The organism is Bradyrhizobium sp. USDA 3262 (assembly GCF_054060035.1).
In genome coordinates, this window is sequence record NZ_JBSSCT010000001.1 from 3,442,753 (window position 1) to 3,466,565 (window position 23,813).

Consider the following 23,813-nt stretch of genomic DNA (forward strand, 5'->3'; position numbering starts at 1 on the left):
GCGCTGCGCCGGCGGAGCCATGTCGGTCGAGCCGGCAGAAATCTAAGAGTAATAGGCGATCATCAACCGGTTCTGTCATCGCGCCGTTCGGTTTGACAGCAACTTAAAAGGCTAGCGATCACCGATGCCGGAAAGGCGACAATCAATAATGCGCCAAGCATGATGCCGACGTTCGGCGCAACATCGAGAGCATCGTGCGCGCCGATCGCTAATGCTGCTGCTGCGCCCACGGTATTGAATACTTAAGATGCATCGGACGTCCACTCCGTTCTCCATCACAACGCGTTTCCGTGAGCAACTGTGAGTGGCTGGTCTATGAGCGGCTTGCTTTAGCGATTCTAAAGCTCTCCACGGATCATGCCGATAATCTCCACAGCGTTTCGCCGGGCCCGATCTCGGCAGACCCGCGGCGAATGGAAAGTCGCGCGAGCGGCTTGGGGGACCACCCGCGCTAGTCTGGGTGGAAGCTTGGCCATCTCTGGGGGGCGCGATACATGAGGGCCAAGCCGTATTCCTCCGAGCAACTCGCGTGCCAGACGGGCGCGCGCAGCCTCCTCACGGGGCAAACATAAGCTCATGAAGCGCGGCGCCAGGTCGAAGCCATGAAAAACGTGCGGGCGGCGGGAGATCCGCCCGCACGAGTTGCGCTACGAAGCGGCTTGGGCCTCAGGAGGTCGTGATTGAGCAACCAAGCCGTGCATCACTCAGCAACCGGCGTGCCAGACCGTGAAGAACCGACGAGAGACCAAAAAGTTGTGCTTTTTCACGCCGCGCCAGCCAACTCCTCGGGCGGCTTCCGAACATGAATGTCGGTAACCTGACGCGGTCGTACGAGATCGGAGGGCAGTACCCAATGCTATCGTGCACAACGATCGCATCGGGTCACCGTTCAGCCTTTGCAACTGCTCCTCTTCGATCGGGCAGTTGAGCATTGCGGCCGTTGCGCTGCTATTGATCAGGGTTAGTTTCATGGCTTCCGTCGGGCGGCCACGGCAAACGCGCGAGTTAAATGGCTGAACCTTCGTCCTTGTCGTATTCCTTGAAGATCGACGACCGTCACAGTTCATCTTGGTGCGGCTGAACCTCCGGCCAGCGGGTGCGAGTGGAGGGTTACCCGGACACGGCCTCGCGTCAGTCGCTTCCCACCCACCGGTGTGCTGCTGGTTGCGGATCAATCAGTCTCCTTGTCCGGTGCGTTGCCGCCGGCTGCACTCTTCGCGCCCTTGGTCGATTTCCTGCCCACTTTCCCGCCCGCGGTCCTGAGTTTGGGCAAAGAATCGTCATCATCACTCATGCCGCTCTGTACGCTCCTGTCTTGCATGCCTTTGCGAGCCCTGGCGTCGGTGGCGAGGCTTTGCACAATGACGGAGTATGCGAGGAAAGCGGAAATGCCGCATGCGATTACAGAGGTCTTCGCTAATTTCATCCATGTCTCCTGGATCGAATTGCTTGCGAGGGAGCGATTTTGGCTTAATGCGGCTGCGCCGTTCGCTTCGCGTTGAGGGGTACGAACGGCGCAATACTCACGATGACGCCGAACCAGCTCTGTCATTTGGTTGTGTGACGTCCCGATCCGATGCTTCGCGTCATCAGGATCTGCCGACGGTTTCCAGGCTACGCCCTGACGTGGCGTGAGGTTCAAGCGATTTCTGCAGTTTGACTATCAGTCCGCCGTTCCCGGGGCCGTTTTTTATGTGGTATCAGGCTGCTCTTCCGGGATCGTGCAGGTCTGGGCCTGTCGCTCAAGCGGCTTGACGAAAGCGTCTTTCAGCGCGCTGGCTAATAGGCCTAATTTCTCTGGCAACGTGGATTTTCGTTGGTCTGGGCAATGGCGAGCTGCTCATGCTCGGAATTCGAAACCGTCCAACGGAAGATGGCCATCGAGAGGCAGATGTTTTGCCTGCCCCAGATCGCAATGCTTGCCGGGCTGCCTTCGCTTGCCTCGGCGCGTTTCGTGTTGGCGGCAGGACGCGGACGCGCTTGACTGTGCTTGCTTGCGGTGAGCCGTCCGTTCGAGCCGGCTAGACTTGGCGGAGCCGTCTCAACCATTCTCACGGCCGCCACACGCGAGGGATGATCATTCGTCTCCTTCCTCGTCGAACAAGTTCGGGTAGATCGGTTCGTTGAATGCGGGGTCAAGATGACGAGAACGAGAAGCAAATCCGCCTCTTCGGTGCGCTTCGACCAGGCTGCAGCAATCTCGGCCTAGCCCACTCGTCGCGGTGGCGGATTGCGCGCTCTCGATGTTCGTTCACGGACGATACCGCCCTTTGCAGCAGATCGTTTCTATTTCTTCGCTGAATCGTTCCAACATCTTGTGCAGCTGAACCGAAATTGGCCAATCTTCTCCTTGAAATTGCGCTTCAGCACGCGGACGCACGTGGCCTCTTTGATGGCTTGATCTGGCCGAAGACCGGCTTCGCCTCGATCGTCTGAGCCGCAACGCCGTTGATGCGACTTTCTTCCCCTGGGCTTCGCCCATTCCTCGCGAGACAAGAAAGTCGCCTCAACGCCGTCCTCCGCTGCGCTCCGGCCCGAACGGGTGCGTCGCCGATCGTCCTCGGCCTTTAGATCGCCATCGAGGCCGCGGTGGTCGCGGGCTCGAAACACAACAGGAGAAGTGACATGGCTAACATCGGTTCTTTCAAGAAGCTGGGCAACGATTTCCAGGGCGAGATTGTCACCCTGAGCCTGCAGGCAAAGGGCGTCCGCATCGTCGCCGAGACCAACCGCTCCAACGACAACGCTCCGAGCCACCGAATCTATGTAGGCCGGGCCGAGATCGGCGCAGCCTGGTCGAAGCGCTCCGAAGAGGGCCGCGATTACCTCTCGCTCAAGCTCGACGACCCCTCGTTCAACGCACCGATCTACGCGAACCTGTTCGACGACGAAGGCGGCGAGGGCTACACGCTGCTGTGGTCGCGCCCGCGCAAGAACGGCGAGTGAGCCTCGATCCTTCAGAGCCCCGCTCAGACTATTGGGCGGGGTTCGTTTTTCTGCGCGAGCCAGCGAGAATATCTCGCTGTTGGATAGGTTGCACGGATCGATCTGGGCCGGCTCCTCCGGCGCCGGCGCCCCGCCCAGGTTTTGCGCGCGTCTTAGCGGCCTCAAACACGGGGGCGTTCGTCGCCGCCTGTGCGCGCATAAGCGCGGCCTTCTGCGAGGCGGAGCGAGTCGGCGAAGGCGGGCCTGGCTTTGGGCAAGAACCTTCTCGTCCTCGAATTGCAAAAGCGCAAACAGCCGGCCGCTCGCGCTCGACTGTGAGAAGATGGCGCATCTACACGCCGCGTCATGCGCCTGCCGCGACCCTTGAGAGAAATCTGACTTTTGCGCTCAAGAACGAAGCAATAGAGCTCGCCATCCTGAAGCGGCTTTTCCTCGCCGTGCGGGAGGAGATTGCGGAGCTTGTGAAGCAGACGCCGATCGGGCTCTACACGCGTCGCATCTGGTTTCTCTATAAATGGCTGTTGGGACCCGAACTCAATCTGCCCACGGCGGACAAAATCTCCTATGTCGATGCCGTCGATACCGAACTCCAGTTCGCGAACTCCGGGCAGAATTCGATACGGCATCGCGTCCGCAACAATCTGCCAGGGACGTCAGACTTTTGGCCACTCGTGTTCAAAATGTCTTGTCAAGCGTTGGCTGAGTTATTGCCGCCTCCCTGCGGGACCGGGCTGTCGGCTGGCGCTGAAACCCCGGCTTGCGCCGGGTTTTCACCCTTCGGGCTTCCATCCCTGACGGAAGCTGCGACGCGGCGGATGCCGCCGTCGCGGGTCTTGGTCAAGGGTCTTGGTCAAGGGTCTTGGTCAAGGGTCTTGGTAGAAGGCCTTGGTCGCGCGTCTTGGACGTTGCCGTTGGCGACCGATGATACAGGAGAGGCAGAGGGGAGCGGCCTTGGCCATGACGGGTTGAGGGTCGGAGGAGAGTCTTCCGGCGCCCGTCATGGAGATTGCTCCCATGAATACGCAGATTGTTGATGCCAGCCGCAACGCCAGTTTCGGTTACAGAGTGGATGTGAGCCGCGGCGAGCGCATTGGTCGGGTGTCCTCGGAGTGGTTCTGTCGTCCGGCGGATGAGCGCTATCTGTCGCTCAACGAACTGGCCTGCACGGTGCGCGATCGCGCGGACCGCAGCCGGACGCGCGTGGTCGAAAGCGCGCTCATCCATGTCGAGGCAAACCGTGCCGATCCTGAGCGCCTGGCCTTGATGCTGCCCGGCTTGGACACGCCGCTCGCCCCGACCCACTGGAGCTTCGGCCAGCTTGCAAGCCAGGTTGGCGCTCCGGCCACCTACCTGCGGCAGCTCCCCGCGGCACTCGCAGCAATCAACCTGCAATATGGCCTGACCGACAATCGGGTCGAGCAGATCAAAACGCTCGAGACCGAGGGTAGCCGCATCGAGCTTCGCGCTGTCACCGGTCCCGACTATGGCCGGATCTACGACCACGAGCTGGTTGAGGCCGTACAACGCATCGCTGGCAATGGCACAGGCGATACACGGTGGAAGGTGCCTGGTGCGCTCGACTGGTCAAGTGGCATCTACAATCCCCGCGTCGACATTTCCAAGGACACGACGACCCTCTACGCGTCGGACAGGGACGTTTTCCTGTTTCTGGTCGATGATCTGAATCCCATCGAGGCCGGTCGTCTCCGGGACGGCTCGCCCGACCTCTATTTCCGAGGCTTCTATTGCTGGAACTCGGAAGTTGGCGCGAAGACGCTCGGCATGGCGAGCTTCTATCTTCGTGCGGTTTGTCAGAATCGCAATCTGTGGGGCGTGGAAGATTTCGAGGAGATGACCATCCGCCATTCCAAATACGCAGCCTCCCGCTTTGCTCACGAGGCAGCCCCGGCACTGTTGAACTTCGCCGACTCCTCACCCATGCCCTTTGTCAACGGCATCAAGGCCGCCCGCGAGCGGATCGTGGCACGCAGCGACGAGGATCGCACCGAGTTTCTGCGCCGCCGCGGCTTCTCCAAGGCCGAGACAGGCAAGGTGATTGAGGCGGTGCTGGCGGAGGAAGGCCGCCCGCCTGAAAGCATCTTCGATTTCGTGCAGGGCATCACCGCCGTCGCGCGCGACAGGCCGCATCAGGATGTCCGCCTGGACATGGAGGCCAAGGCCAAGAAGTTGCTCGACCGCGTGGCGTAATTGCGGCCAAGCCGGGGATTCCGTTCTCCGGCTTGGCTTGTCTGCGCTCTTCCGGCTCACCAGTTCGGGGATGGCGCTGCCTCTCGGGGAGACGTTGATGTCCGTCGCGGGCCGGCAATTCCGCGGCGGCTCGGAGACCGTAGCGCCGTCGCCAAAACCGGCGCGGCACCGAAAGATGCACGCCAAGTGTCGCGATACTCGCTTGCAGCTTCGACCCACGTGACCTCGACTTCTGAAACGAGAGGTGAACTGGATCGCATCCGAGCTCGGGCAACTCAGTTTTCCGATAGCGCGGCAGCCGCCAACCACCGCCATTGCGCCAGCAAGAAAGCGAGAGCGAGAGAGGGGCAGGCATGTTCGTGAACGGGTTGGAGGCCGAGAGAGAGGCTCCCGGCCGCCCGTTTCGGAGAAACTGACATGGCAAAGGCCGTTCAGAAGATCAAGCTGTCGTCGTCGCGCGACATTCCCTTCAGCAAACTCATCTTGAGCCAGAATAATGTGCGGCGCCTCAAAGCCGGCATCTCGATCGAGGATCTTGCCGAGGACATCGCCCGGCGCTCCCTGCTGCAAAGTCTCAACGTCCGGCCTGTCCTCGACGACGAAGGCCGGGAAACCGGCATGTTCGAGGTGCCGGCCGGAGGTCGCCGCTATCGCGCACTTGAGCTCCTGGTCAAGCAGAAGCGTCTGGCGAAGACCGCGCCGGTCCCATGCATCGTCAGTGACATGGCTGACGTGATCACCGCGGAAGAAGACTCGCTCGCCGAGAACGTGCACCGCATCGCGCTTCATCCCCTGGACCAGTTTCGCGCATTCCAGACCCTGCGCGAGCAAGGGCGGTCCGAAGAAGATGTCGCGGCCATCTTCTTTGTATCCGTCAACGTGGTGAAGCAGCGGCTGCGGCTTGCGGCGGTGTCCCCGAAGCTGCTCGAGGTTTACGCCGACGACGGCATGTCGCTCGAACAGTTGATGGCGTTCTCGGTTACCGCCGATCACGGCCGGCAGGAACAGGTCTGGGAGACCGTCAACAAGTCGGGTTATGAAGAGCCGTATCAGATCAGGCGCCTCCTGACCGAGCGTGCGGTGCGGGTCTCCGACAGGCGCGCCCGATTTGTCGGCCTCGCCGCTTATGAAGCGGCCGGCGGCGGCGTGCTGCGCGATCTCTTCGAAGAAGATGGCGGCGGCTGGCTCGAGGACGTTGCGCTGCTGGAGCGTCTCGTGGCTGAGAAGTTGCGGGCAGAAGCTGAGGCGATCGCCGCCGAAGGCTGGAAGTGGATAGAGGTGACCGCCGCCAGCTTTCCCTACGGCCATGACCACGGGCTCCGCCGGCTCGAGGCAGATCCGGCGGCTCTCACCGCCGAAGAGCAGGCGCGCTTCGATACTCTCCAGGTTGAATACGACGCGCTTGAGGCAAGATTTGAAGGCGCTGACGAACTGCCCGGTGAGGTGGACGCGCGGCTCGGCGAACTCGAGCAGGCGCTCGAAGCGTTCAACAACCGGCCGGACATCTTCGAGCCGGACCAGATGGCCAGAGCCGGCGTCTTCGTCAGCATCGATTGCGAAGGACGGCTTTCTGTCAATCGGGGTTATGTCCGACCGGAGGACGAGGAGCCTGCGGCCGGTGTCGAAGGCGAGCGAGGCACCGATGTAGCGGTGACTGAAGGGCAGGAGCCCGGTGCTTCGGTCCAGCGCACGGCGATTTCGCTCGCCGGTGCATCGACCGAGCCGGAGGAGCATGATGAGGATGCGGCAAGGCCGTTGCCGGATCGACTCATCACCGAAAGGCGCATCGTACGTTGGCATTACGGGACGCGCTGGCAGAACATCCGGCAATCGCGTTCCAGGCGGTGCTGCACAATTTCGTGCTGACGGCCTTTTACCGGTACGGATCGTCCAACACATGTCTGGAGATCGGACTTCGTACGCCGACCTTTCCCGCTCAAGCCCCCGGGCTCAGGGAAAGCGCATCTGCCAAGGCAGTTGAGGCCCGGCACGAGTCCTGGAAGGCCCGGCTGCCCAAGAGCGAGAACGATCTCTGGGATGCGCTCACGGCCCTTGACGGTGCCGCACAGGCATCCCTGTTCGCTCACTGTGCGTCATTTGCGGTCAACGCCGTCCATGAGCCGGCCAACCGTTACAATCAGGGCCGTGTCTATGCTCACGGCGTCTGCTCTCGGTTCGATCAGGCCGATGTGCTGGCGCGTGCTGTCGGCCTCGACATGGTTCAGTCCGGCTGGCGACCGACTGTTGACAATTATCTCGGCCGCGTCACCAAGCCGCGTATCCTGGAGGCGGTGCGGGAGGCGCGAGGTGAATCGTCCGCGCAATTGATCGATCACCTGAAGAAGTCCGAGATGGCCAGCGAGGCCGAGCGTCTTCTCGAGGGTTCGGGCTGGTTGCCGGAGCTGCTGCGCCCGGTCGACGCCACCGCCTCGCCAGTCGAACAGGAAGGGGAGGCTGGCTCGCTCCCCGAATTCCTCGCCAACGAAGGGCAGGAGGAGGGTGGCGACGAGGCTGAACCACAGCTCGATGCCGCCGAATGACGCCTCATCGCGGGACGGCTCCGGCCGTCCCGTACGCCTTCCTTCGCACGTCTCGTCCCGCGCCCGTCCACGCCGTGTCCGGCAGTGATTTCGTCTTGTCGCCCGGCCGAATGTGGTGGCGCGGCGTGAGGGCGCGCGGCTGCCTCCTGAGAGGCAGAGAGCGGCCGAGACGGGTTTGAGCCGGCACGGTCCAGAGAGAGCGCCAGCCGGCTCGACCCGTTCCCGCTCTCCGAAAGACATCCTGCCATGACCGAATCTCTCACCGGCGGCGCTGCCGCCGCGCCGCTCTCGATGCGTGCCGCTGCAAGTCTAACCTCTGCGGCTCTCCGCGCTGCACAGCAGCTCTTGATTGAGCTCGAACGCGGTCGTCGCATCGATGCCGCTGTCCTGCGTAGCGCCATGGAGGCTGCCTTCGCCGGCTCGGACGCGGCCGGTGCCTGGAATTGGAAGACCGCCTATGACGCCTGCGAGGCGGCGACCGTTCTATTCCTTCGCAAGTTCGGCCCGACCATGCGCGCCAAGGCGGGTTCGACGGCTGCCATGCTGCCGATGCTCGCAAGGATCGCAAGCTGTCTGCCGACCCATACGCGGCGTTCCGAGGATGGCCAGGCACTTCAACAATTCTCGACGCCGATTCCGCTCGGCCTTGTTGCATCTGTGGCGGCGGGCGTTACGCCTGCCGATCGCGTTCTCGAGCCCTCGGCAGGGACAGGCTTGCTTGCGATCTTTGCCGAGCTTTCGGGCGGCGCCCTGGTGTTGAACGAGTTGGCCGAGCCGCGCGCGACATTGCTCGATCAGCTGTTCACCAACGTTAAGGTCACCCGCTTTGACGCCGCCCAGATCGATGATCACCTTGAGGCGAGGGTTGCCCCGAGCGTCGTCTTGATGAACCCGCCGTTCTCGGCTGTGGCGAATGTCGAACGACCGATGCCGGACGCAGCTCTCCGGCACATCACCTCAGCCTTGGCGCGCCTTTGCGACGGCGGCCGTCTTGTCGTCATCGTCGGCAAGAGCCTTGCGCCGGATAATCCGGCATGGACGGAAGCCTTTGTTCGTCTCCAGGAACGCGGGCGGGTTGCGTTTTCTGCCGCCATTGACGGCGCCGTCTACGCCAAGCACGGGACACAAACGGACACAAGGCTGCTTGTGATCGACAAGCTGCCTGCGCCTGATCCGAAAATCTTTCCCGCTTCACCGGGCATGGCGAGCGATGTCGCCACCTTATTTGGCTGGGTGGCCCGGCATGTGCCGTCGAGGCTACCCGTCGTCACTACGCCGGTTGGGCGCGACCTTATTCGTTGTGGTCCAGCGAAGGCGAGATCGACCGCCGCCGCTGTACCGTGTCTACCGTCCACGTCGGGACGTGTGGCGCCAAGAGGCGTAGAGCTCAACTACGAGACAGTCGATTGGTCTCCGCCGGAAAGCGCCCGACTGACCGATGCGCTTTATGAGGAGTACGAATTGCAGTCGATCCGGATTTCCGGATCGCATCCACATCCGACCAAACTCGTGCAGTCCGCGGCAATGGCATCCGTCGCGCCACCGAAGCCGACCTACCGTCCGCATCTGCCGCCACGTGTGGTGACAGATGGACTTCTGTCGGACGCTCAGCTCGAGAGCGTCATTTATGCCGGCGGAGCACATTCCGAATTCCTGGCAGGCTCCTGGACCGTCGATCCGACCTTTGATGTTGTGGCCGCCGCGTGCGAGGACGCTCAGAATGCCATCCGCTTTCGCCGTGGCTGGTTCTTGGGCGATGGCACCGGCGCGGGCAAGGGACGTCAGGTCGGTGGAATCCTGCTCGACAATTGGCTCAAGGGCCGCCGCCGTGCGGTCTGGATCAGCAAATCCGACAAGCTGATCGAAGATGCCCAGCGCGACTGGTCGGCGCTCGGCATGGAGCGCCTGCTGGTGACGCCGCTGTCCCGGTTTCGCCAGGGGACGGCGATCCGGCTTTCGGAAGGCATCCTATTTACAACCTATGCCACGCTACGCACCGACGAGCGCGGCGAGAAGCTTTCGCGTGTCAGCCAGATCGTTGAATGGTTGGGCTCCGACTTCGAAGGAGTGATCATCTTCGACGAGAGCCACGCCATGCAGAATGCGGTCGGGGGCAAGGGCGAGCGCGGCGACCGGGCGGCCTCTCAGCAGGGGCGCGCGGGCCTGAGGCTCCAGCACGCCTTGCCGAATGCTCGGGTGGTCTATGTGTCGGCGACGGGCGCCACCACAGTGCACAACCTCGCTTATGCGCAACGCCTCGGGCTCTGGGGCGGCGCGGACTTCCCGTTCGCCACGCGCGCCGAGTTCGTCGAGGCGATCGAGGAGGGTGGGGTGGCGGCCATGGAGGTCCTGGCTCGTGACCTAAAGGCGCTCGGTCTCTATGCCGCCCGCTCGCTGTCTTATGAGGGCGTCGAGTACGAGCTCGTCGAGCACCAGCTTACGTCCGAGCAGGTTCGCATCTACGACGCCTATGCTGACGCGTTCAGCATCATCCATAACAATCTCGACGCCGCGATGCGGGCCGCCAACATCACCGGCGAAACCGGAACGCTGAACGGACAGGCCAGATCGGCGGCGCGATCCGCCTTCGAAAGCGCCAAGCAGCGCTTCTTCGGGCATCTGTTGACCTCGATGAAGACGCCTTCGCTGATCCGATCGATCGAGCGTGATCTCGACGCCGGCCATGCCGCGGTGATTCAGATCGTCTCAACGGGCGAGGCGCTGATGGAGCGTCGGCTGGCCGAAATTCCGACCGAAGACTGGGGCGACGTCCAGGTCGACATTACGCCCCGCGAGTATGTCCTCGACTATCTCGCTTTTTCCTTCCCGGTGCAGCTCTACGAGCCCTTCACTGATTCAGAGGGTAATCCTTGCTCGCGGCCTGTCTATCGCGACGGCCAACCGGTCGAGAGCCGGGAGGCTGTCTTGCGCCGCGATCGCTTGATCGAAAAGCTCGCCTCGCTGCCGCCTGTTCCTGGGGCGTTGGACCAGGTCATCCAGCGTTTCGGCACCGACATGGTCGCCGAAGTGACCGGCCGTTCGCGCCGCATCGTTCGCAAGCATGGCCGATTGGTGGTCGAGAGCCGAGCGGGCTCGGCGAACCTCGCGGAAACCTCGGCCTTCATGGATGACGTCAAGCGCGTCCTCGTGTTCTCCGACGCGGGCGGCACGGGACGGAGCTACCATGCCGAACTGTCGGCCCGAAATCGCCGGTTGCGGGTCCATTACCTGCTCGAGCCCGGCTGGAAGGCCGATGCCGCGATCCAGGGGCTTGGCCGGACCAACCGGACCAATCAGGCGCAGCCGCCGCTGTTTCGTCCCATCGCGACGGATGTGAAGGCCGAAAAACGCTTTCTCAGCACCATTGCGCGGCGGCTCGACACGCTGGGCGCGATCACACGCGGTCAGCGCCAGACTGGAGGGCAGGGCCTGTTTCGGCCGGAGGACAATCTCGAAAGCCGGTACGGGCGTGATGCCTTGCGTCAACTCTACACATTGCTCGTTCGCGGCAGGATCGACGGCTGCTCGCTCGAGAGGTTCGAGGATGCGACCGGCCTGCAACTGACCGATGCCAATGGGCTGAGGGATGAGCTGCCGCCGATCACGACCTTCCTCAATCGTTTGCTGGCGCTCACCATCGACTTACAGAACGTCCTGTTCACCGTCTTCGAACAGCTCTTGATGGCTCGGATCGAGGGCGCGGTTGCTTCCGGCACCTATGACATTGGGCTGGAAACGCTCCGCGCCGAGAGCTTTGTCGTCTGCGACCGGCGGACGGTCTACACCCATCCGGGCACGGGGGCGCAGACCCGCCTGCTTACGCTGACCCAGCGCTGGCGCAATCATCCCTTAAGTCTCGATGAGGCTCTGGCTCGGCTTTCCGATCATCGCGCGATTCCGTTGTTCAATGAACGCTCGGCCCGTGCGGCCGTGCAGCTCCCGGCGCCAAGTTTCATGCTCGACGACGGCGAGATCGAGCGGCGCATCCGCTTGATACGGCCGATGGAGCAGCACAGCGTCTCCCTCAACATGATGGCGGAAAGCCATTGGGCCGAATCGGATCGCGAACGCTTTGCCGCCGCCTGGCTGGCGGAACTCGCAGAGCTACCCGAGTTCTCGGAGAGTACGATCCACGTCGTGGCCGGCTTGCTGTTACCCATCTGGAAGCGGCTGCCGAACGAATCAAGCCGAGTTTATCGGCTCCAGACCGACGCGGGCGAACGCATCATCGGCCGCAAGGTCTCCGCCGCCTGGGTCGCGAACGTCCTTGCCGCGGATGCGCCCACGTTGACGCCGGACGCTGCCTTTGCCGCGCTGATGGAGGGACAGATCGTCCTCGATCTTGCCGAAGACCTCCAGCTTCGCCGTGTCCGATTGATGGGCGCAACCCGCATCGAACTGTCGGGACTCAACGACACGATGCGCGATCGCCTGCGGGCTTATGGTCTGTTCGGGGAGATCATCTCCTGGAAGCTCCGCATGTTCGTGCCCACGGACGCAAGCGGTGTGGAGGTCCTGGCGAAGGTGCTCGACAGCTATCCGGTCGCGCGCGTCGGTGGACGGGAGGCCGCGTGATGCCCCGCGACGCCTCCGAATTGGCACGCCGCCTCGCGCGCGAGGCCGAGGCGGTATGCAGGCACTATCTCTCCAATGGTAAGCGGGCCGGACGGCTTTCAATTACCCACATTTGACGTCGAATTTGAGCGAGGCGCCGCGGGCGAAATCTTGAATCGGTAGAATCTGTTGTGATTCGTTGTTGAGCACCTGATTCGGAAGCGCGGGGTGCTCGATGGGCTTGGTGAAGGAACGCGCGGGGGCGCGTGCTCAGCGATTGACGACCGGTATCGAGACGTGGGTTGATCGGGAAGTTGCGGGATGCGAGTTTAAGGATGAGCGGCTTGGTCGCCGGTTCTGCAAATTGCTCGCACAAATCGGGAGCGACATGGGTCAAAGCATCCCGCTGGTTTGTCAGGATTGGGCCAACACGAAGGCCGCCTATCGCTTCTTCTCCAATGAACGGGTCAACGAGGCGGATATTCTTTGCGGTCATTTCGAGGCGACGCGCGGGCGCGTAGCGGCGACGGAGGGACCGATCCTCATCCTCCATGACACGACGGAATTCAGCTTCAAGCGCGAGAAGCCGGATCTGATCGGCTTTACGGGCAAGACGGCAGGACGCACGCAGTGCGGCATCCTGATGCATTCGAGTCTCGCCGTGACGACCGAGGGGCTTCCCCTCGGACTGTCGGCAATCAAGTTCTGGACCCGCAAGAAGTTCAAGGGGACGACGGCGCTGAAGCGAAAGATCAATCCGACACGGGTGCCGATTGAGCAGAAGGAGAGCATCCGCTGGCTCGAGAATTTACGGCAATCAACCGACCTTCTCGCTGCCCCTGGACGATGCGTTCATATTGGTGATCGCGAGAGCGACATCTATGAGCTGTTTTGCCTGGCCGAGGAGGCTGGAACACATTTCCTGGTGCGAACCTGTGTTGATCGGCTCGCCGGGGACGGCAATCATACAATTGCCGACGAAATGGACGAGGTTACGATCAAGGGTCTACATCGGATCAAGGTCAAGGACGACAAAGGCGATCCCGACGACGCCGTTCTTGAGATCAGGTACCGCAAGATACGAGTCCTGCCGCCGATTGGCAAACAGACGAAATATCCCGCACTCACTCTGACCGTGATCCATGCCCAAGAGCGGGGAAGGCCGAAACGGCGAAAGAAAATCGAGTGGAAGCTCCTCACCGATCTCCCGGTCCAATCGCGCAAGGACGCCATCAATAAAATCGAATGGTACGCCTTGAGATGGAAGATCGAAGTCTTCCATAAGATCCTCAAATCGGGCTGCAAAGCAGAGGACTCAAAATTGCGAACTGCTGAGCGTCTGGTCAATCTGATCGCGGTCTTCTGCATTGTGAGTTGGCGCGTCTTCTGGATGACGATGCTCAATCGCTCCTCGCCGAATGCCGTACCGCAAATGGCGCTGACAGATCCCGAAATCAGGCTTCTTGATCATTTGGTGAAAGACAGGGGTGGTGATTGCTCTCGACGAAGCACGCTCTCGCACTATGTCGTCAAGATCGCGCGGCTCGGAGGATACTTGGCCCGAGCCAACGATCCGCCTCCAGGAAACACCGTGATCTGGCGCGGACTATCGCGGCTGAACGACATCGAACTTGGAGCCGCAATCGAGGCAACAATTATGGGTAATTGAAAGGCCGGACGGTACTGGGTGGTCGGCGACGTCCGCAACACGCCGGGCCGTTCGTTGTTCGTACGGCTCCAGGAATCGCCGAAGGGACCCGCCGGCAAATGGACCGATGCCGCGACCGGAGAACATGGTGACCTCCTCGACGTCATCCGCGAAAGTCTGGCCTTGCGAGACTTTCGCGAGGTGGCCGAGGAGGCGAGACGCTTTCTGAAGCTACCTCGTTCCGAGCGGCAACCTACCCCGGAACGGGTGGGTCCAGCCGTGCTGGCCGGATCGCAGCAAGCCGCCCGTCGCCTTTTTGCCATGTCCAGCCCAATCGACGGGACTGTGGTCGAAGCTTATTTGCAACGTCGCGGAATAGCCCGCATCCACCATGGTGGCAGCTTGCGCTTCCACCCACGTTGCTACTATCGACCGGACGATCATTTGCCGACCGAAACATGGCCAGCGATGATCGCCTGCGTCACGAACCTCGCCGGGCGGATCTCCGGCGTGCATCGCACCTGGCTCGATCCTGACGGATTTGATCGCGTCCGGCTCGGCAAGGCCCCTGTCGACACGCCACGACGGGCCATGGGTGACCTGCTCGGCAATGCCGTTCGTTTCGGCCTGGCGGACGACGTGCTCGCTGCCGGCGAGGGTATCGAGACCATGCTGTCGCTGCGTTACCTCCTGCCGAGCCTGCCGATGACAGCGGCGCTGTCGGCCAATCACCTCTCGGCCATGTTGCTGCCGTCTGGGCTACGTCGGCTCTATATCGCCCGCGACGCCGATGCCGCCGGAGATGCCGTACAAGCTAACCTTACCCAGCGCGCGGAAGATGCCGGCGTTGAAGCGATCGCGTTGTCGCCTCGGCTGGGCGACTTCAATGAAGATCTGCACATCTTAGGCCCTGAAGCGCTCCGAGCAGCGTTGCGGCTTCAACTCGTACCAGAAGATGTCGTTCGCTTCTTGCATTCGCTCCCGCCGGCCGCGGAAAAAGCCGACATCGTTCGATCGATCGCGATGGATCGGTGGTAGATTGGGCCAATGCCGGAAGGGCACGCGACCACGGCCTTCTAGAGGGCGATCGGACGCCAAGCGGTTCGGGCCGGCAATGGCTGCGTCCGGCTATTTTCCGCCGCGCGCAGGCGATGAGAAGGCACGCCAGCGATCCGACCGGCGCGCTTTGCATCGCGAAGCAAAATAGCCGGCCTTCGCCATCCTCCGCTGCCGCTTCGGCCCTCCGCTTCCGCCTGCGCCCTAGCGGGCTTCGGCGGACAAGCCGCTCCGGGTTCTGGCCCGTTCCGCCCGCCGTCTGAGTGATCGCCACGAAGGCCGCGATGGGCGCGGCCAATCCGGCAAAGGACCTCTTCCCATGACCGACCACGACGACATCGAACCGGCGCAGGCGGCGTCTCCAACCGACCACGTCCTGAGCGAATTGCAGCTCTTCGGCTATCGTCCCTTCGACGACCAGCCAGATCCAAGACCCCTTCCCGAGGCGAAAACGATCGCCGGTGCCATCGTCGATATGTTCGACGCCCTGGTCGCCACGCTGAGCGATACGCGGCTAGAGCCGGACCTCGACGAACTCCTTTGGTCGACGGTCAACCTGTTCCATCGTGCCGTCGACCGCATTGAACGTCAGCTCGACGACAATGAACAAGCTCAGCACAAGAGCCAACGGGAGCAGAACGGGTCGGAGGTGCGATCGGTCGAGCTTGAGCGCCTGATGGCCGAGGGCATCACGCTGATCGAGCGCCGAAATTGCTTGGAAATCTTTCGCGATCAGGCGATCGAACGATTTGAGGTCCACACCGGCTCGTCGTGGCGTCCTCGGTCGGGCTCGCTGGTCAACCACCGCACGCTCACCGCAGCGATGATCGACTCCCGCGACTTTATCGCCGCCAAGCGTCGTACCGAGAGCGAGGACATGTTGCCGCCGGGAGTGAAGATCGCACTCACCGGCGGGCTGGACTTCAACGACCACCGCCTCATCTGGGATCGCCTCGACAAGGTTCGCGCCAAGCATCCCGACATGGTCCTGCTCCATGGCGGCTCGCCCAAAGGCGCCGAATTGATCGCCTCCAAATGGGCGACCACCCGCAAGGTACCCCAGATCGTCTTCAAGCCCGACTGGACAAAGCATGCCAAGGCGGCTCCCTTCAAGCGCAATGACGCCATGCTCGAACTGCTGCCGATCGGCGTCATGCACTTTCCGGGTACAGGGATCCAGGACAACCTCGCCGACAAGGCGAGGCGTTTCGGCATCCCCGTTTGGAGATTCGGCGGCGCGTGAGCGCCGTCGTCTCGCCTCCAAACCATCAAAGCGGAGTTGTACGCGCCGCAACTCCGCCTCGTTCAGACCTTATATCCGAAGTCGCGCCGTGGTGGTGGTGGAAGGCGCGACTTGCAAATCCATGCAATTGGAGCCGCCACCATGCCCGCCCTTGGGCTTGTTCTCAACGCACTCGGCATCGGTTTGTTCTGCTGGGCGGTTTTCGCGCTGGCAGTGTATGCCTTGCCGTTTTTCGTCGCACTTAATTTCGGGATGATAGCGTTCCATGGTGGCGCCAGCGTCATCGGCGCGCTGCTCGTCGCAATTGCCGCTGGCGTGCTGACATTTGCCGTCGGTGAGATCACCTTCGCTGGTAGCCGATCCGTGGCCCGGCGCGTCATGATCGCGACCATATTCGCTGTCCCAGCTGCCATCGCCGGCTACAATGTGGTTCTCGCGCTGTCGCAGATCGCAGTGCCGTCGCTGGCCTGGCGTGAGGCCTTCGCTTACCTCGGCGCGCTTTGCGTAGGCGGCACGACGTGGACGCGCTTGACTGTGCTTGCTCGCGGTGACCCTTCACTTCGAGCCGGCTAGAGCATGATGTATTTACACGGAAGCATAGCCTGGGTTTTTGAAGTAGTTGGTGCACTCCTCCTGGGAGAAGATCGAGGAGTTCACCAACCTTCCGCCAGGTTGCCTCCACGTCACGAGGCTCTGCGGCTCGCACGAGATGTTTGAGTTTGGCGAAGACGTGCTCGATCGGGTTGCGGTCAGGGCTGTAGGGCGGCAAGAAGATACGGTGGTCTGGCGCGTACGAGGGGCTCTGTAGCGCCTCTGCGATCGACCGAACCATCTCGCCCGCGTCAGCGCGAGCCAAGGCGCGTTCACGGATGTCTTTCGAATAGGGGCGCATCATCCGTGCTGGCCTCCGCACTCCAGCATGGAGCTTGAATCAGAAATCGCCCGCTCCGGGAACCCCGATTCCAGTCAAAAACAACATGCTCTCTAAGTCCAAACGGCACTCCAGAGACGATCACAGCCAAGTCGGAATTCTAAGCGCGTCAGCTTGTCGACAGCTGATCCCAATAAAGGGAGAACCAGAGAGTGAACCTGCTTAGGATTGCGAACCGACTCAAACGGAGGGGATATGGACCCATTTAACAGCATCAACCCGTTCGACCGGGATTTCGCTGCTTACAACGCTGCGGTGACACAACCGCAACAGCAGCAAGCGGAGTTTGAGCCGTACCTGGATGAAGTGCCGCAGCTTGATACCACTGCCGTCGCAGGGGTTCCTGTTTCTCCAGATCGCTACTATCCTCATCTGCCTGGCGAAGACCGTAGACTCACCGAGGCGTTGGAACTTGGGGCCGGCGGTCCTCATCCCGAAGACGCAGTCACCAGAAGCGTCGGGCACGTCGCTGCGCAGCACAGCGCGCGGGGAGCTTCGAGTTGGCCGAGCGGGCTGACTGCGGAAGGTCACGATCAGGATTCGCCGCGAGGGATGATCGGCGAAGCCGTCCTAGCATCGTCTCTCAAGCCAACCGCGCACGATCACCAAACACCGGATCCCGGACTAGCCGTTCGTCACTTCAATTGGAGCGACGGATACCAGCCGGCTCCGAACGAGCTGACCGGGAGCGCCCCCCCTTCAAGTCACGCGGCCCTCATGGGTGAGGATTACAGCGGGCACCTGAGGCCTGCGAAGAGGCAGAGGACGCTAAGCCATGCGGAACTGGATGCCATTGAGCGCCAGCTGAGCGAGCCGGGCACTTCAATGGCTCGTGTGCTGATGGAAAGCGCCGGAGCACCGTCGCCTCTCGGGCCAGCGGTCGGCTCGCCATTGGTCCTTCCTGAGGAAGGTTACGATCAGGATCAGCTGTGGGCGATGGTGGAAGACGCCGGCCCATCATCGTCTCTCGAGCCAACCGCGCGCCATCAGCAGACCCCGAATTTAGGAGCGGTCGTTCGTCGCTTCAACTTCCGGCACGGCGACCAGCACGCGTCGGCGGCGCTTGACGGTAGCAGCATCCCGCCGAGCCAGGACAGCCGACCCAACAGCTTTATCGTTCACAATGACCGCTACACGGCGCTATTCGTGCCCGCGGCGGCGATGAGGCGAAGCACCCCACTCAATGCGCCAGGCGCTGCCATTCCTCTCGGATCTCGACCGGAACACGTTCCGCAGCCCAGCGCGCAGCCTGCGAATCGAGCCTCACTAGCGCTGCTTGGACGTTCGATGGAGCATGCCGCTCCGGCGTCCTCCAGGGCTGAGAGGACGCCCCCCGCGGCCCGCGAGATTTATGCTGCATCATTCGCCGTTCCCGAGAATTTTTCGCACGGCACCCAACCCGCGCCGGACACGATGCTCTCGAAGCTCGGCCGCTGGGGCCTCTTGCCGGACGAGACGCAGCCGGTAAAAGAATACGACCTTCGAGGCGAGCGTTACACCGCCCGCTTGGGGCCTGGAGGCCCCAATGACGTTTGGCTCATTCATCACCCGGGAATGTAGATGCCGAGCGACAATCGCACGCTAGGAGCCCGTCCACACAGCTCCGGTATTGGACTTGTTAATGGACCATAGCTTGCTCCAGCGACTCTTGCGAGCTTGGCGCGGCTCCGGGCGGTGCAGGTGAGCGCTACCGGCCCGATTAACTTGCGCGCGTCGTCGCCATGCGGCTCCTCGTTGAGCCGCACGGCCACCGCCCTTTGATCGTTCCGAAGAGCCGGCGGCCAAAGCTGCGAAGAACACCTACGGTGTTATTGCCGTTGCGTTTTACAGCACTGCCATTAATCGGGGCTCCTCAAGCCCCGAGACAGGGGAAGCATCCTGGGAGTAAAGAGGCTGCTTCCGGCGCCCCATTGAACACGCGTCGGCTGAGCTTAGAGAGCATGTTGTTTTTGACTGGAATCGGCGGCGGGGCGCGTCGCGGCTGGCGAGAGGCGGCGTACGAAGCCGCGGCGCCTTTCGAGCCGATCTCCCGGTTCGATCCCAATGCTCAGCAAATTGTCCGAGCATGGCGACGCTTGCTGAGACATCGCCGCGGTTTGATGGCGCCGTCGTAACGGGCGCATAAACTCGCTCGCTCGGCCAGATCCTCCTGTCATTTGTAATCGTGGCGTTTCCGACGCAGATTTAAAGTCACATATTGCCCTTACGTCGAAATCGCCATCAAGCGTCAAATTCGGCGTTGCATATGACCAGCCGTTAAGCAAACGGCCATCATCGCAAGGCTTCGATCACCAGCGGTGCCAACGGTTGAGCGAACGGGTCGCCCCGACGGCAATACTCGTCAGCTGATCGACAGGTAGGCCTGCAAAGGACGGAACGCTCCCACGTTAGGGGTCCTGCACTCGATCTATTGGCCGCTGTGGGATTCGCGTGACGCTGTACCACCTCGACCAGGAGTGGGCGCTGCAGCGCACGTGGCACTCGCCCGAATAATTATTGCGTTGGCGCGCAGCGACCTCCTTCGGAGCCTGACGAAGTGGCAGGCGTACTCTTTAGTTTCTAAAGGCGGAGAAAGTTGATGGATACAGGACAGACACAGCGGAGCACACGTTCAGATCCGGACACTTTTGAAGAAGAGGAGCAGGAAAGCTACCTCGCCGGCTTCAACCGTGCCGTGGCAAATTTGTTCGAAGTCTTGACGGGGTATCGGACCCCCGCCTCCGTGCGCGCGGGGATCCTGGACAACTGGGTTGCCGAAGAGGGGCAGGGCGATGCCGAGAACCGACGACAGGGGCGCATGCGAATTAGGGCTTCGGACAACACGAGCTCGCATTCGCTAGATTTGTCGTCTCTGTCCCTGACCGCCTTGCCCACTGCCCTGCCGCCAAGGTTGCAGGAACTGTACGCCAGGCACAACGAGCTAAGCAGCCTGCCCGCTATGCTCCCACCCGGTCTCCAGCATCTTCTCATTAGCCATAACCGGTTGACGGGTTTGCCGGACGCTCTTCCGGCAACCCTCTCCTGGCTAGAGGTGGCCGATAACAGCTTGACCAGTCTGCCCGCCAACCTTCCGGCTGGGCTCGAGATGCTGAATGCAAACGACAACCGACTCAGTAGCCTGCCCGACGCTCTCCCGAGCCGTCTCACCTCGCTCGCGGTTAGTGGAAATCAGCTGACCGAGCTCCCCGAATCTCTCCCATGGGGTCTCATTGAACTCGATGTCAGCCGCAATCAATTGGCGAACCTGCCGGCGACCCTTCCCAGCACGCTTCAATCGCTCAATCTTAGCGGTAACCAGCTGACCAGCCTGCCTGAGGGTCTCGTCGAGAGTGCACCGCATCTTGGTCTCAATTACCCGCATTTGGAGACCCTCGAGTTGGAGGATAACCCACTGCCGGACGATGTCCTCGCTAATCTGGCGGCGGTCGGAACGCCACCGCAGCTTGCTCAGCAGTCTTTGTATGAGGCTGCCGCGCACTGGCTCGCCGAGGACCCGGCGACGCTGGCCGAATGGCAGCACTTTGCGGATGAGGCAGGCGCCCAGGACTACGCACGGTTCCTGGGGAGGCTGCGAGGGAACGTGAACTACGGCAATGACGAGTTTCGGCAGGCAGTGGCTGATGATCTGCGGCAGGCGGCGGCCAATCCGAGATTGCGCGAGCAGTTTTTTGCACAGGCTTCCGAGGCCAACGAGACTTGCGACGATCGTGTTACCTTGCACTGGAACGGCATGCAGACTGCGCGCCTCAACGCTGACGTCGAGGAGGGAGTATATGACGATCGGCTTGGCGAACTGATTCAGCGCGGCCGTATTGCGTTCCGCTTGGAGGCGCTGGACGAGATCGCGCGCGATAGGGTCAACCTGCTCGCCGGCGACCATCCGAATGTGGACGACGTCGAAGTCTACCTGGCCTACCAACATCTGCTGCGCGAGCCGCTGGAGCTCAGTCACGTCGCGCCCGACATGAGCTTCCTGGCGGTCTCTGACGTAAGCCAGGACGATGCGGCGCGGGCGCTAGACCTGGTCCGGGAGCAGGAAGCGGACCAGCTCAACGACTACATGGCAGCCCGCTGGCAACCCTGGGAGACGGTGCTGAGGCGCATCGCTCCGGACCGATATGAAGCGATGCAAGACCGGTTGATCGAAGCCATGGGCGAGGAGTTTGAGAGCCGGCTCGATCAGCGATTGGCCGAGCATGGTCTGCTAGGCGATGCGGATGCCGAGCGCGTGCTCGGCGCCCAGGTTCGAAACGAGGTCGCCGGCGAGATCAAACGCGAGGTCATGCACAATGTGCTCGCAGAACGTGGCCTTGAACTGTGAGACTTGCGAAACCGCCGCAACATCTTGCGTTCCCTCCGCCAGCGATCGCGCTGCTCACTTCCTTTTCGCATTGTCTTCCGATGCCGGCTCCGGCTCGTTGTCGCGGAGCCAGATCTTGGGGATCGCCAGGCCGATGACGAAAATCGCTGTTCTCGACGGCCGCCGCCGGAGATATCGCCGCTGCCGAATTTCCAGCTGGGGGCAACACGGTCCTGTCTGTCTCAACGCCGCGCTGGCCTTCACGAGTGAGCTGCGCAAGTTGCCAGACGACACCGTCAAGCTCCTTGGCGAGATCCTTCCTGTAGGCCGACGCATATTAGACGGTCCGGTCAACGTTCCAATGCTCCCGTTCCGGCTCAACTAGCTTGAAGTGGTCCGATGCAAAACTGCTTCGGGCCATACCGGCGCCTCGGAACTCGTTGCCGATTTGCTTGATCGTCATCCGGCTGCGGTCTTGGACCCAGACCTTGATCGACTCAAGCTGTTCCTTCGCCCGCCGGATGTCGAGGAATTCTTTCTGGTTGAATTCGACGCTGATCTGCTTCTTGGTCGAGACGCCGGATAGCTATGCGATGTCGCGATATGCGATCTGCTCGCAGACATTTCGAGGCTGATTGTGCATCTCGTCGCAAGCTTCTGCGGTCCGAGCGCGAGAACCAATACGTCTTCCGTGAGGGTATCGAAAATGACCCCGTCATCTTCGGCATCCCCATAATCACTGCTGCTCCGCGATTGTGGCCGTCGATGCGCGGCGAACCTAGCTCGCGCTCCAGACGATCACGGAGCTTTTCAGATGTCCGACCTGAACACGGATAAACCGCCGCGGTACCTTCGCACGTCCGAAGCCGCGCGCTTTCTGAGTTTGTCCGGCCGCACGTTGGAAAAACATCGAACGTACGGAACCGGTCCCGAATACCACAAGATCGGCGGGCGTGTGGTCTACTCAGTAGCCGACCTGACAGCCTGGGCCAAACTGGGCAGAAAGAAATCGACCTCCGATCCCGGTGCCGGCACCGTACTGCCCGCAAAGCGGCATGCGCCAATTCCCTATGCGGGTAAAGAGCGGCGCTAAGCCATGCCCGTCAGCAAATCCCCAGCGCACTACGGCCGCTCCGAGCGTGAGCCGCGCGACCTGTTTCGCACGCTTCCTGGCGATCTTGCGCCGCGCCGGATGGCCAGTTCTGCTCTCCTTCGGACGCGCTTCACCCAGCCGAAAGCATACGATCCTCGGTTCGAGATTCAAGGAGCGGCGGCATGAGCGATCTCACCGAAGTGGAAGTGCTGTGGCTCGAAAAGCGTATTGAAAACCGCGTTCGTTTCGGTCGCATTGTCAAGGAACGGAAGCTTGATCGCCACCGGCGCATCCTGTCATTCGCAGCCGGCGGCATCTTTGCCTTCGTCCGTTGGACTTCCAACGACTTTGGCACGGTCATTTCGCGGATCGACATCTTGCGCGCGGTCGCAGCAGGACAGCGCTGCTCGACAGTGCCCTATGTAAAGCCCGGCGGAGAGATTTTGCTGCGGCTCTCCGGCTGGCCTAAAGTCGAACGGGCGCTGCAGATGATCGACGCGATCGATGCGCTGAGCATCGATCCGGCTGATGTAGCGCCCGATCATTGGCATCACGTTCACAATCGCCTGTCCGTCAACGAAAACCCGCGTCCCTACACGAAGGGCCGCCACCAGGCTTGGCTACATCGTCAAAGGGTGATGCGATGACGGACCGTCTATGGACGCTGACCACGACGTTTGCCGTAGCTTCCGCTGTCGTCGCGACGATCGCCCTGGAGCCGCTGCCGATCTACATTTGGAATGCATCGGCAAGCGTGCCGATCGGTCTCTATGGCTTGCGACCAGCGAAGCGCTTCTTTGTCACGGAGCTGGTCGCCGTTCAGCCGCCGGAACCGCTTGCGACCTTTCTCGACTTCAACGGCTATCTGCCGCTCGGCGTCCCTATGCTTAAGCGAGTCTTGGCTCTGCCCGGGCAGACGGTCTGCAGAAGCGGACCCGCAATTTCGGTCGACGACATTGCAGTGGGCGAGGCGCGGGATCGCGACGGACGCGGCCGGCCGCTGCCGAAATGGCAGGGTTGCCGCGTCGTCAGAGACGGCGAGCTGTTTGTCATGAATTGGCAGTCGGTCGACTCCCTCGACGGTCGATATTTTGGGCTTCTTCCGGCCTCGGCCGTGATCGGCCGTGCCATCCCGGTGTGGACATGGGAGGACTGATCTTGCGGGGTTCACGGCGCCACGCCATTCCTCTGATCGATCGATTGGCGGACCATTCCTCCCTGCCGGTCAATCTCCGCAAAGCCGATGGGTGCGGGAGTCAAGGGCGGTCCAACGGCCGCCGCGAAGCAGCTTTAC

General features: G+C 61.9%; 15 protein-coding genes and 3 pseudogenes. 14 read left to right on the forward strand and 4 right to left on the reverse strand.

Annotated elements, in window-relative coordinates; translation table 11 throughout:
* Nucleotides 1-62: 62 nt before the first annotated feature.
* The 3 genes from ACVWYP_RS15870 to ACVWYP_RS15880 form a co-directional block, all read right to left on the reverse strand.
* Nucleotides 63-230 carry a hypothetical protein gene (locus tag ACVWYP_RS15870; protein ID WP_155258730.1) on the reverse strand — a complete coding sequence of 56 codons (168 nt, stop codon included), beginning with the start codon at nucleotides 228-230 and terminating at the stop codon, nucleotides 63-65.
* A 941-nt stretch (nucleotides 231-1,171) separates the two neighbouring features.
* Nucleotides 1,172-1,426, reverse strand: a complete 255-nt coding sequence (locus ACVWYP_RS15875) for a hypothetical protein (protein ID WP_016843182.1) — start codon at nucleotides 1,424-1,426, stop codon at nucleotides 1,172-1,174.
* Between the two features lie 362 nt (nucleotides 1,427-1,788).
* Nucleotides 1,789-2,049, reverse strand: a complete 261-nt coding sequence (locus ACVWYP_RS15880) for a hypothetical protein (RefSeq protein WP_155258731.1) — start codon at nucleotides 2,047-2,049, stop codon at nucleotides 1,789-1,791.
* A 576-nt stretch (nucleotides 2,050-2,625) separates the two neighbouring features.
* On the opposite strand from ACVWYP_RS15880, the gene ACVWYP_RS15885 reads away from it, so the two are divergent.
* From ACVWYP_RS15885 to ACVWYP_RS15925, 9 genes and pseudogenes are all read left to right on the forward strand, one after another.
* Nucleotides 2,626-2,946 carry a DUF736 domain-containing protein gene (locus ACVWYP_RS15885; RefSeq protein WP_018270286.1) on the forward strand — a complete coding sequence of 107 codons (321 nt, stop codon included), beginning with the start codon at nucleotides 2,626-2,628 and terminating at the stop codon, nucleotides 2,944-2,946.
* Nucleotides 2,947-3,260: 314 nt separating this feature from the next.
* On the forward strand, nucleotides 3,261-3,980 hold the full coding sequence (locus ACVWYP_RS15890) for a hypothetical protein (RefSeq protein WP_028343861.1): 720 nt from the start codon (nucleotides 3,261-3,263) through the stop codon (nucleotides 3,978-3,980).
* On the forward strand, nucleotides 3,961-5,154 hold the full coding sequence (locus ACVWYP_RS15895) for a hypothetical protein (RefSeq protein ID WP_028343862.1): 1,194 nt from the start codon (nucleotides 3,961-3,963) through the stop codon (nucleotides 5,152-5,154). Before ACVWYP_RS15890 ends, ACVWYP_RS15895 begins: the two co-directional genes overlap by 20 nt.
* A 417-nt stretch (nucleotides 5,155-5,571) precedes the next feature.
* Nucleotides 5,572-7,694 (forward strand): annotated as a pseudogene (locus ACVWYP_RS15900) (ParB/RepB/Spo0J family partition protein).
* Between the two features lie 246 nt (nucleotides 7,695-7,940).
* A complete protein-coding gene (locus tag ACVWYP_RS15905) occupies nucleotides 7,941-12,269 on the forward strand; it encodes a strawberry notch-like NTP hydrolase domain-containing protein (protein ID WP_028343863.1) in 4,329 nt (1,442 codons plus the stop codon).
* A 214-nt stretch (nucleotides 12,270-12,483) separates the two neighbouring features.
* The gene (locus ACVWYP_RS15910; RefSeq protein WP_304497169.1) at nucleotides 12,484-13,917 is read left to right on the forward strand and encodes an IS4 family transposase; all 1,434 of its coding nucleotides are present in this window, start codon (nucleotides 12,484-12,486) and stop codon (nucleotides 13,915-13,917) included.
* A pseudogene (locus ACVWYP_RS15915) lies at nucleotides 13,918-14,934 on the forward strand (DUF7146 domain-containing protein); the annotation flags it as partial.
* A gap of 337 nt (nucleotides 14,935-15,271) precedes the next feature.
* Nucleotides 15,272-16,195: a DUF2493 domain-containing protein gene (locus ACVWYP_RS15920; RefSeq protein WP_028343864.1), complete on the forward strand. Its 924-nt coding sequence runs from the start codon at nucleotides 15,272-15,274 to the stop codon at nucleotides 16,193-16,195.
* Between the two features lie 141 nt (nucleotides 16,196-16,336).
* Nucleotides 16,337-16,768, forward strand: a complete 432-nt coding sequence (locus tag ACVWYP_RS15925) for a hypothetical protein (protein WP_018270293.1) — start codon at nucleotides 16,337-16,339, stop codon at nucleotides 16,766-16,768.
* 12 nt (nucleotides 16,769-16,780) lie between these two features.
* On the opposite strand, the pseudogene ACVWYP_RS15930 reads toward ACVWYP_RS15925, so the two are convergent.
* Nucleotides 16,781-16,967, reverse strand: a pseudogene (locus ACVWYP_RS15930) (IS630 family transposase); the annotation flags it as partial.
* Between the two features lie 354 nt (nucleotides 16,968-17,321).
* Between ACVWYP_RS15930 and ACVWYP_RS15935 the strand changes: the two are divergent.
* The 5 genes from ACVWYP_RS15935 to ACVWYP_RS15955 all read left to right on the forward strand — a co-directional run bounded on the left by ACVWYP_RS15935 (nucleotide 17,322) and on the right by ACVWYP_RS15955 (nucleotide 23,675).
* On the forward strand, nucleotides 17,322-18,686 hold the full coding sequence (locus ACVWYP_RS15935; RefSeq protein ID WP_016841760.1) for a hypothetical protein: 1,365 nt from the start codon (nucleotides 17,322-17,324) through the stop codon (nucleotides 18,684-18,686).
* Between the two features lie 1,018 nt (nucleotides 18,687-19,704).
* On the forward strand, nucleotides 19,705-21,447 hold the full coding sequence (gene nopM, locus ACVWYP_RS15940) for a T3SS effector NEL-type E3 ubiquitin ligase NopM (protein ID WP_028343865.1): 1,743 nt from the start codon (nucleotides 19,705-19,707) through the stop codon (nucleotides 21,445-21,447).
* A gap of 793 nt (nucleotides 21,448-22,240) precedes the next feature.
* A complete protein-coding gene (locus ACVWYP_RS15945; protein ID WP_075968518.1) occupies nucleotides 22,241-22,519 on the forward strand; it encodes a helix-turn-helix transcriptional regulator in 279 nt (92 codons plus the stop codon).
* 182 nt (nucleotides 22,520-22,701) lie between these two features.
* Nucleotides 22,702-23,166 carry a DUF2840 domain-containing protein gene (locus ACVWYP_RS15950; RefSeq protein WP_016845862.1) on the forward strand — a complete coding sequence of 155 codons (465 nt, stop codon included), beginning with the start codon at nucleotides 22,702-22,704 and terminating at the stop codon, nucleotides 23,164-23,166.
* The gene (locus tag ACVWYP_RS15955) at nucleotides 23,163-23,675 is read left to right on the forward strand and encodes a S26 family signal peptidase (protein ID WP_028343868.1); all 513 of its coding nucleotides are present in this window, start codon (nucleotides 23,163-23,165) and stop codon (nucleotides 23,673-23,675) included. The genes ACVWYP_RS15950 and ACVWYP_RS15955 overlap by 4 nt, the downstream gene beginning before the upstream one ends.
* The last annotated feature ends 138 nt before the right edge of the window (nucleotides 23,676-23,813 follow it).

Coding starts and splice junctions, on each gene's coding strand:
- ACVWYP_RS15875 (WP_016843182.1), bottom strand. CDS start 1,426: ATGAAATTAGCGAAGACCTCTGTAATCGCATGCGGCATTTCCGCTTTC.
- ACVWYP_RS15880 (WP_155258731.1), bottom strand. CDS start 2,049: ATGGTTGAGACGGCTCCGCCAAGTCTAGCCGGCTCGAACGGACGGCTC.
- ACVWYP_RS15885 (WP_018270286.1), top strand. CDS start 2,626: ATGGCTAACATCGGTTCTTTCAAGAAGCTGGGCAACGATTTCCAGGGC.
- ACVWYP_RS15895 (WP_028343862.1), top strand. CDS start 3,961: ATGAATACGCAGATTGTTGATGCCAGCCGCAACGCCAGTTTCGGTTAC.
- ACVWYP_RS15905 (WP_028343863.1), top strand. CDS start 7,941: ATGACCGAATCTCTCACCGGCGGCGCTGCCGCCGCGCCGCTCTCGATG.
- ACVWYP_RS15910 (WP_304497169.1), top strand. CDS start 12,484: ATGGGCTTGGTGAAGGAACGCGCGGGGGCGCGTGCTCAGCGATTGACG.
- ACVWYP_RS15920 (WP_028343864.1), top strand. CDS start 15,272: ATGACCGACCACGACGACATCGAACCGGCGCAGGCGGCGTCTCCAACC.
- ACVWYP_RS15925 (WP_018270293.1), top strand. CDS start 16,337: ATGCCCGCCCTTGGGCTTGTTCTCAACGCACTCGGCATCGGTTTGTTC.
- ACVWYP_RS15935 (WP_016841760.1), top strand. CDS start 17,322: ATGGACCCATTTAACAGCATCAACCCGTTCGACCGGGATTTCGCTGCT.
- nopM (WP_028343865.1), top strand. CDS start 19,705: ATGGATACAGGACAGACACAGCGGAGCACACGTTCAGATCCGGACACT.
- ACVWYP_RS15945 (WP_075968518.1), top strand. CDS start 22,241: ATGTCCGACCTGAACACGGATAAACCGCCGCGGTACCTTCGCACGTCC.
- ACVWYP_RS15950 (WP_016845862.1), top strand. CDS start 22,702: ATGAGCGATCTCACCGAAGTGGAAGTGCTGTGGCTCGAAAAGCGTATT.
- ACVWYP_RS15955 (WP_028343868.1), top strand. CDS start 23,163: ATGACGGACCGTCTATGGACGCTGACCACGACGTTTGCCGTAGCTTCC.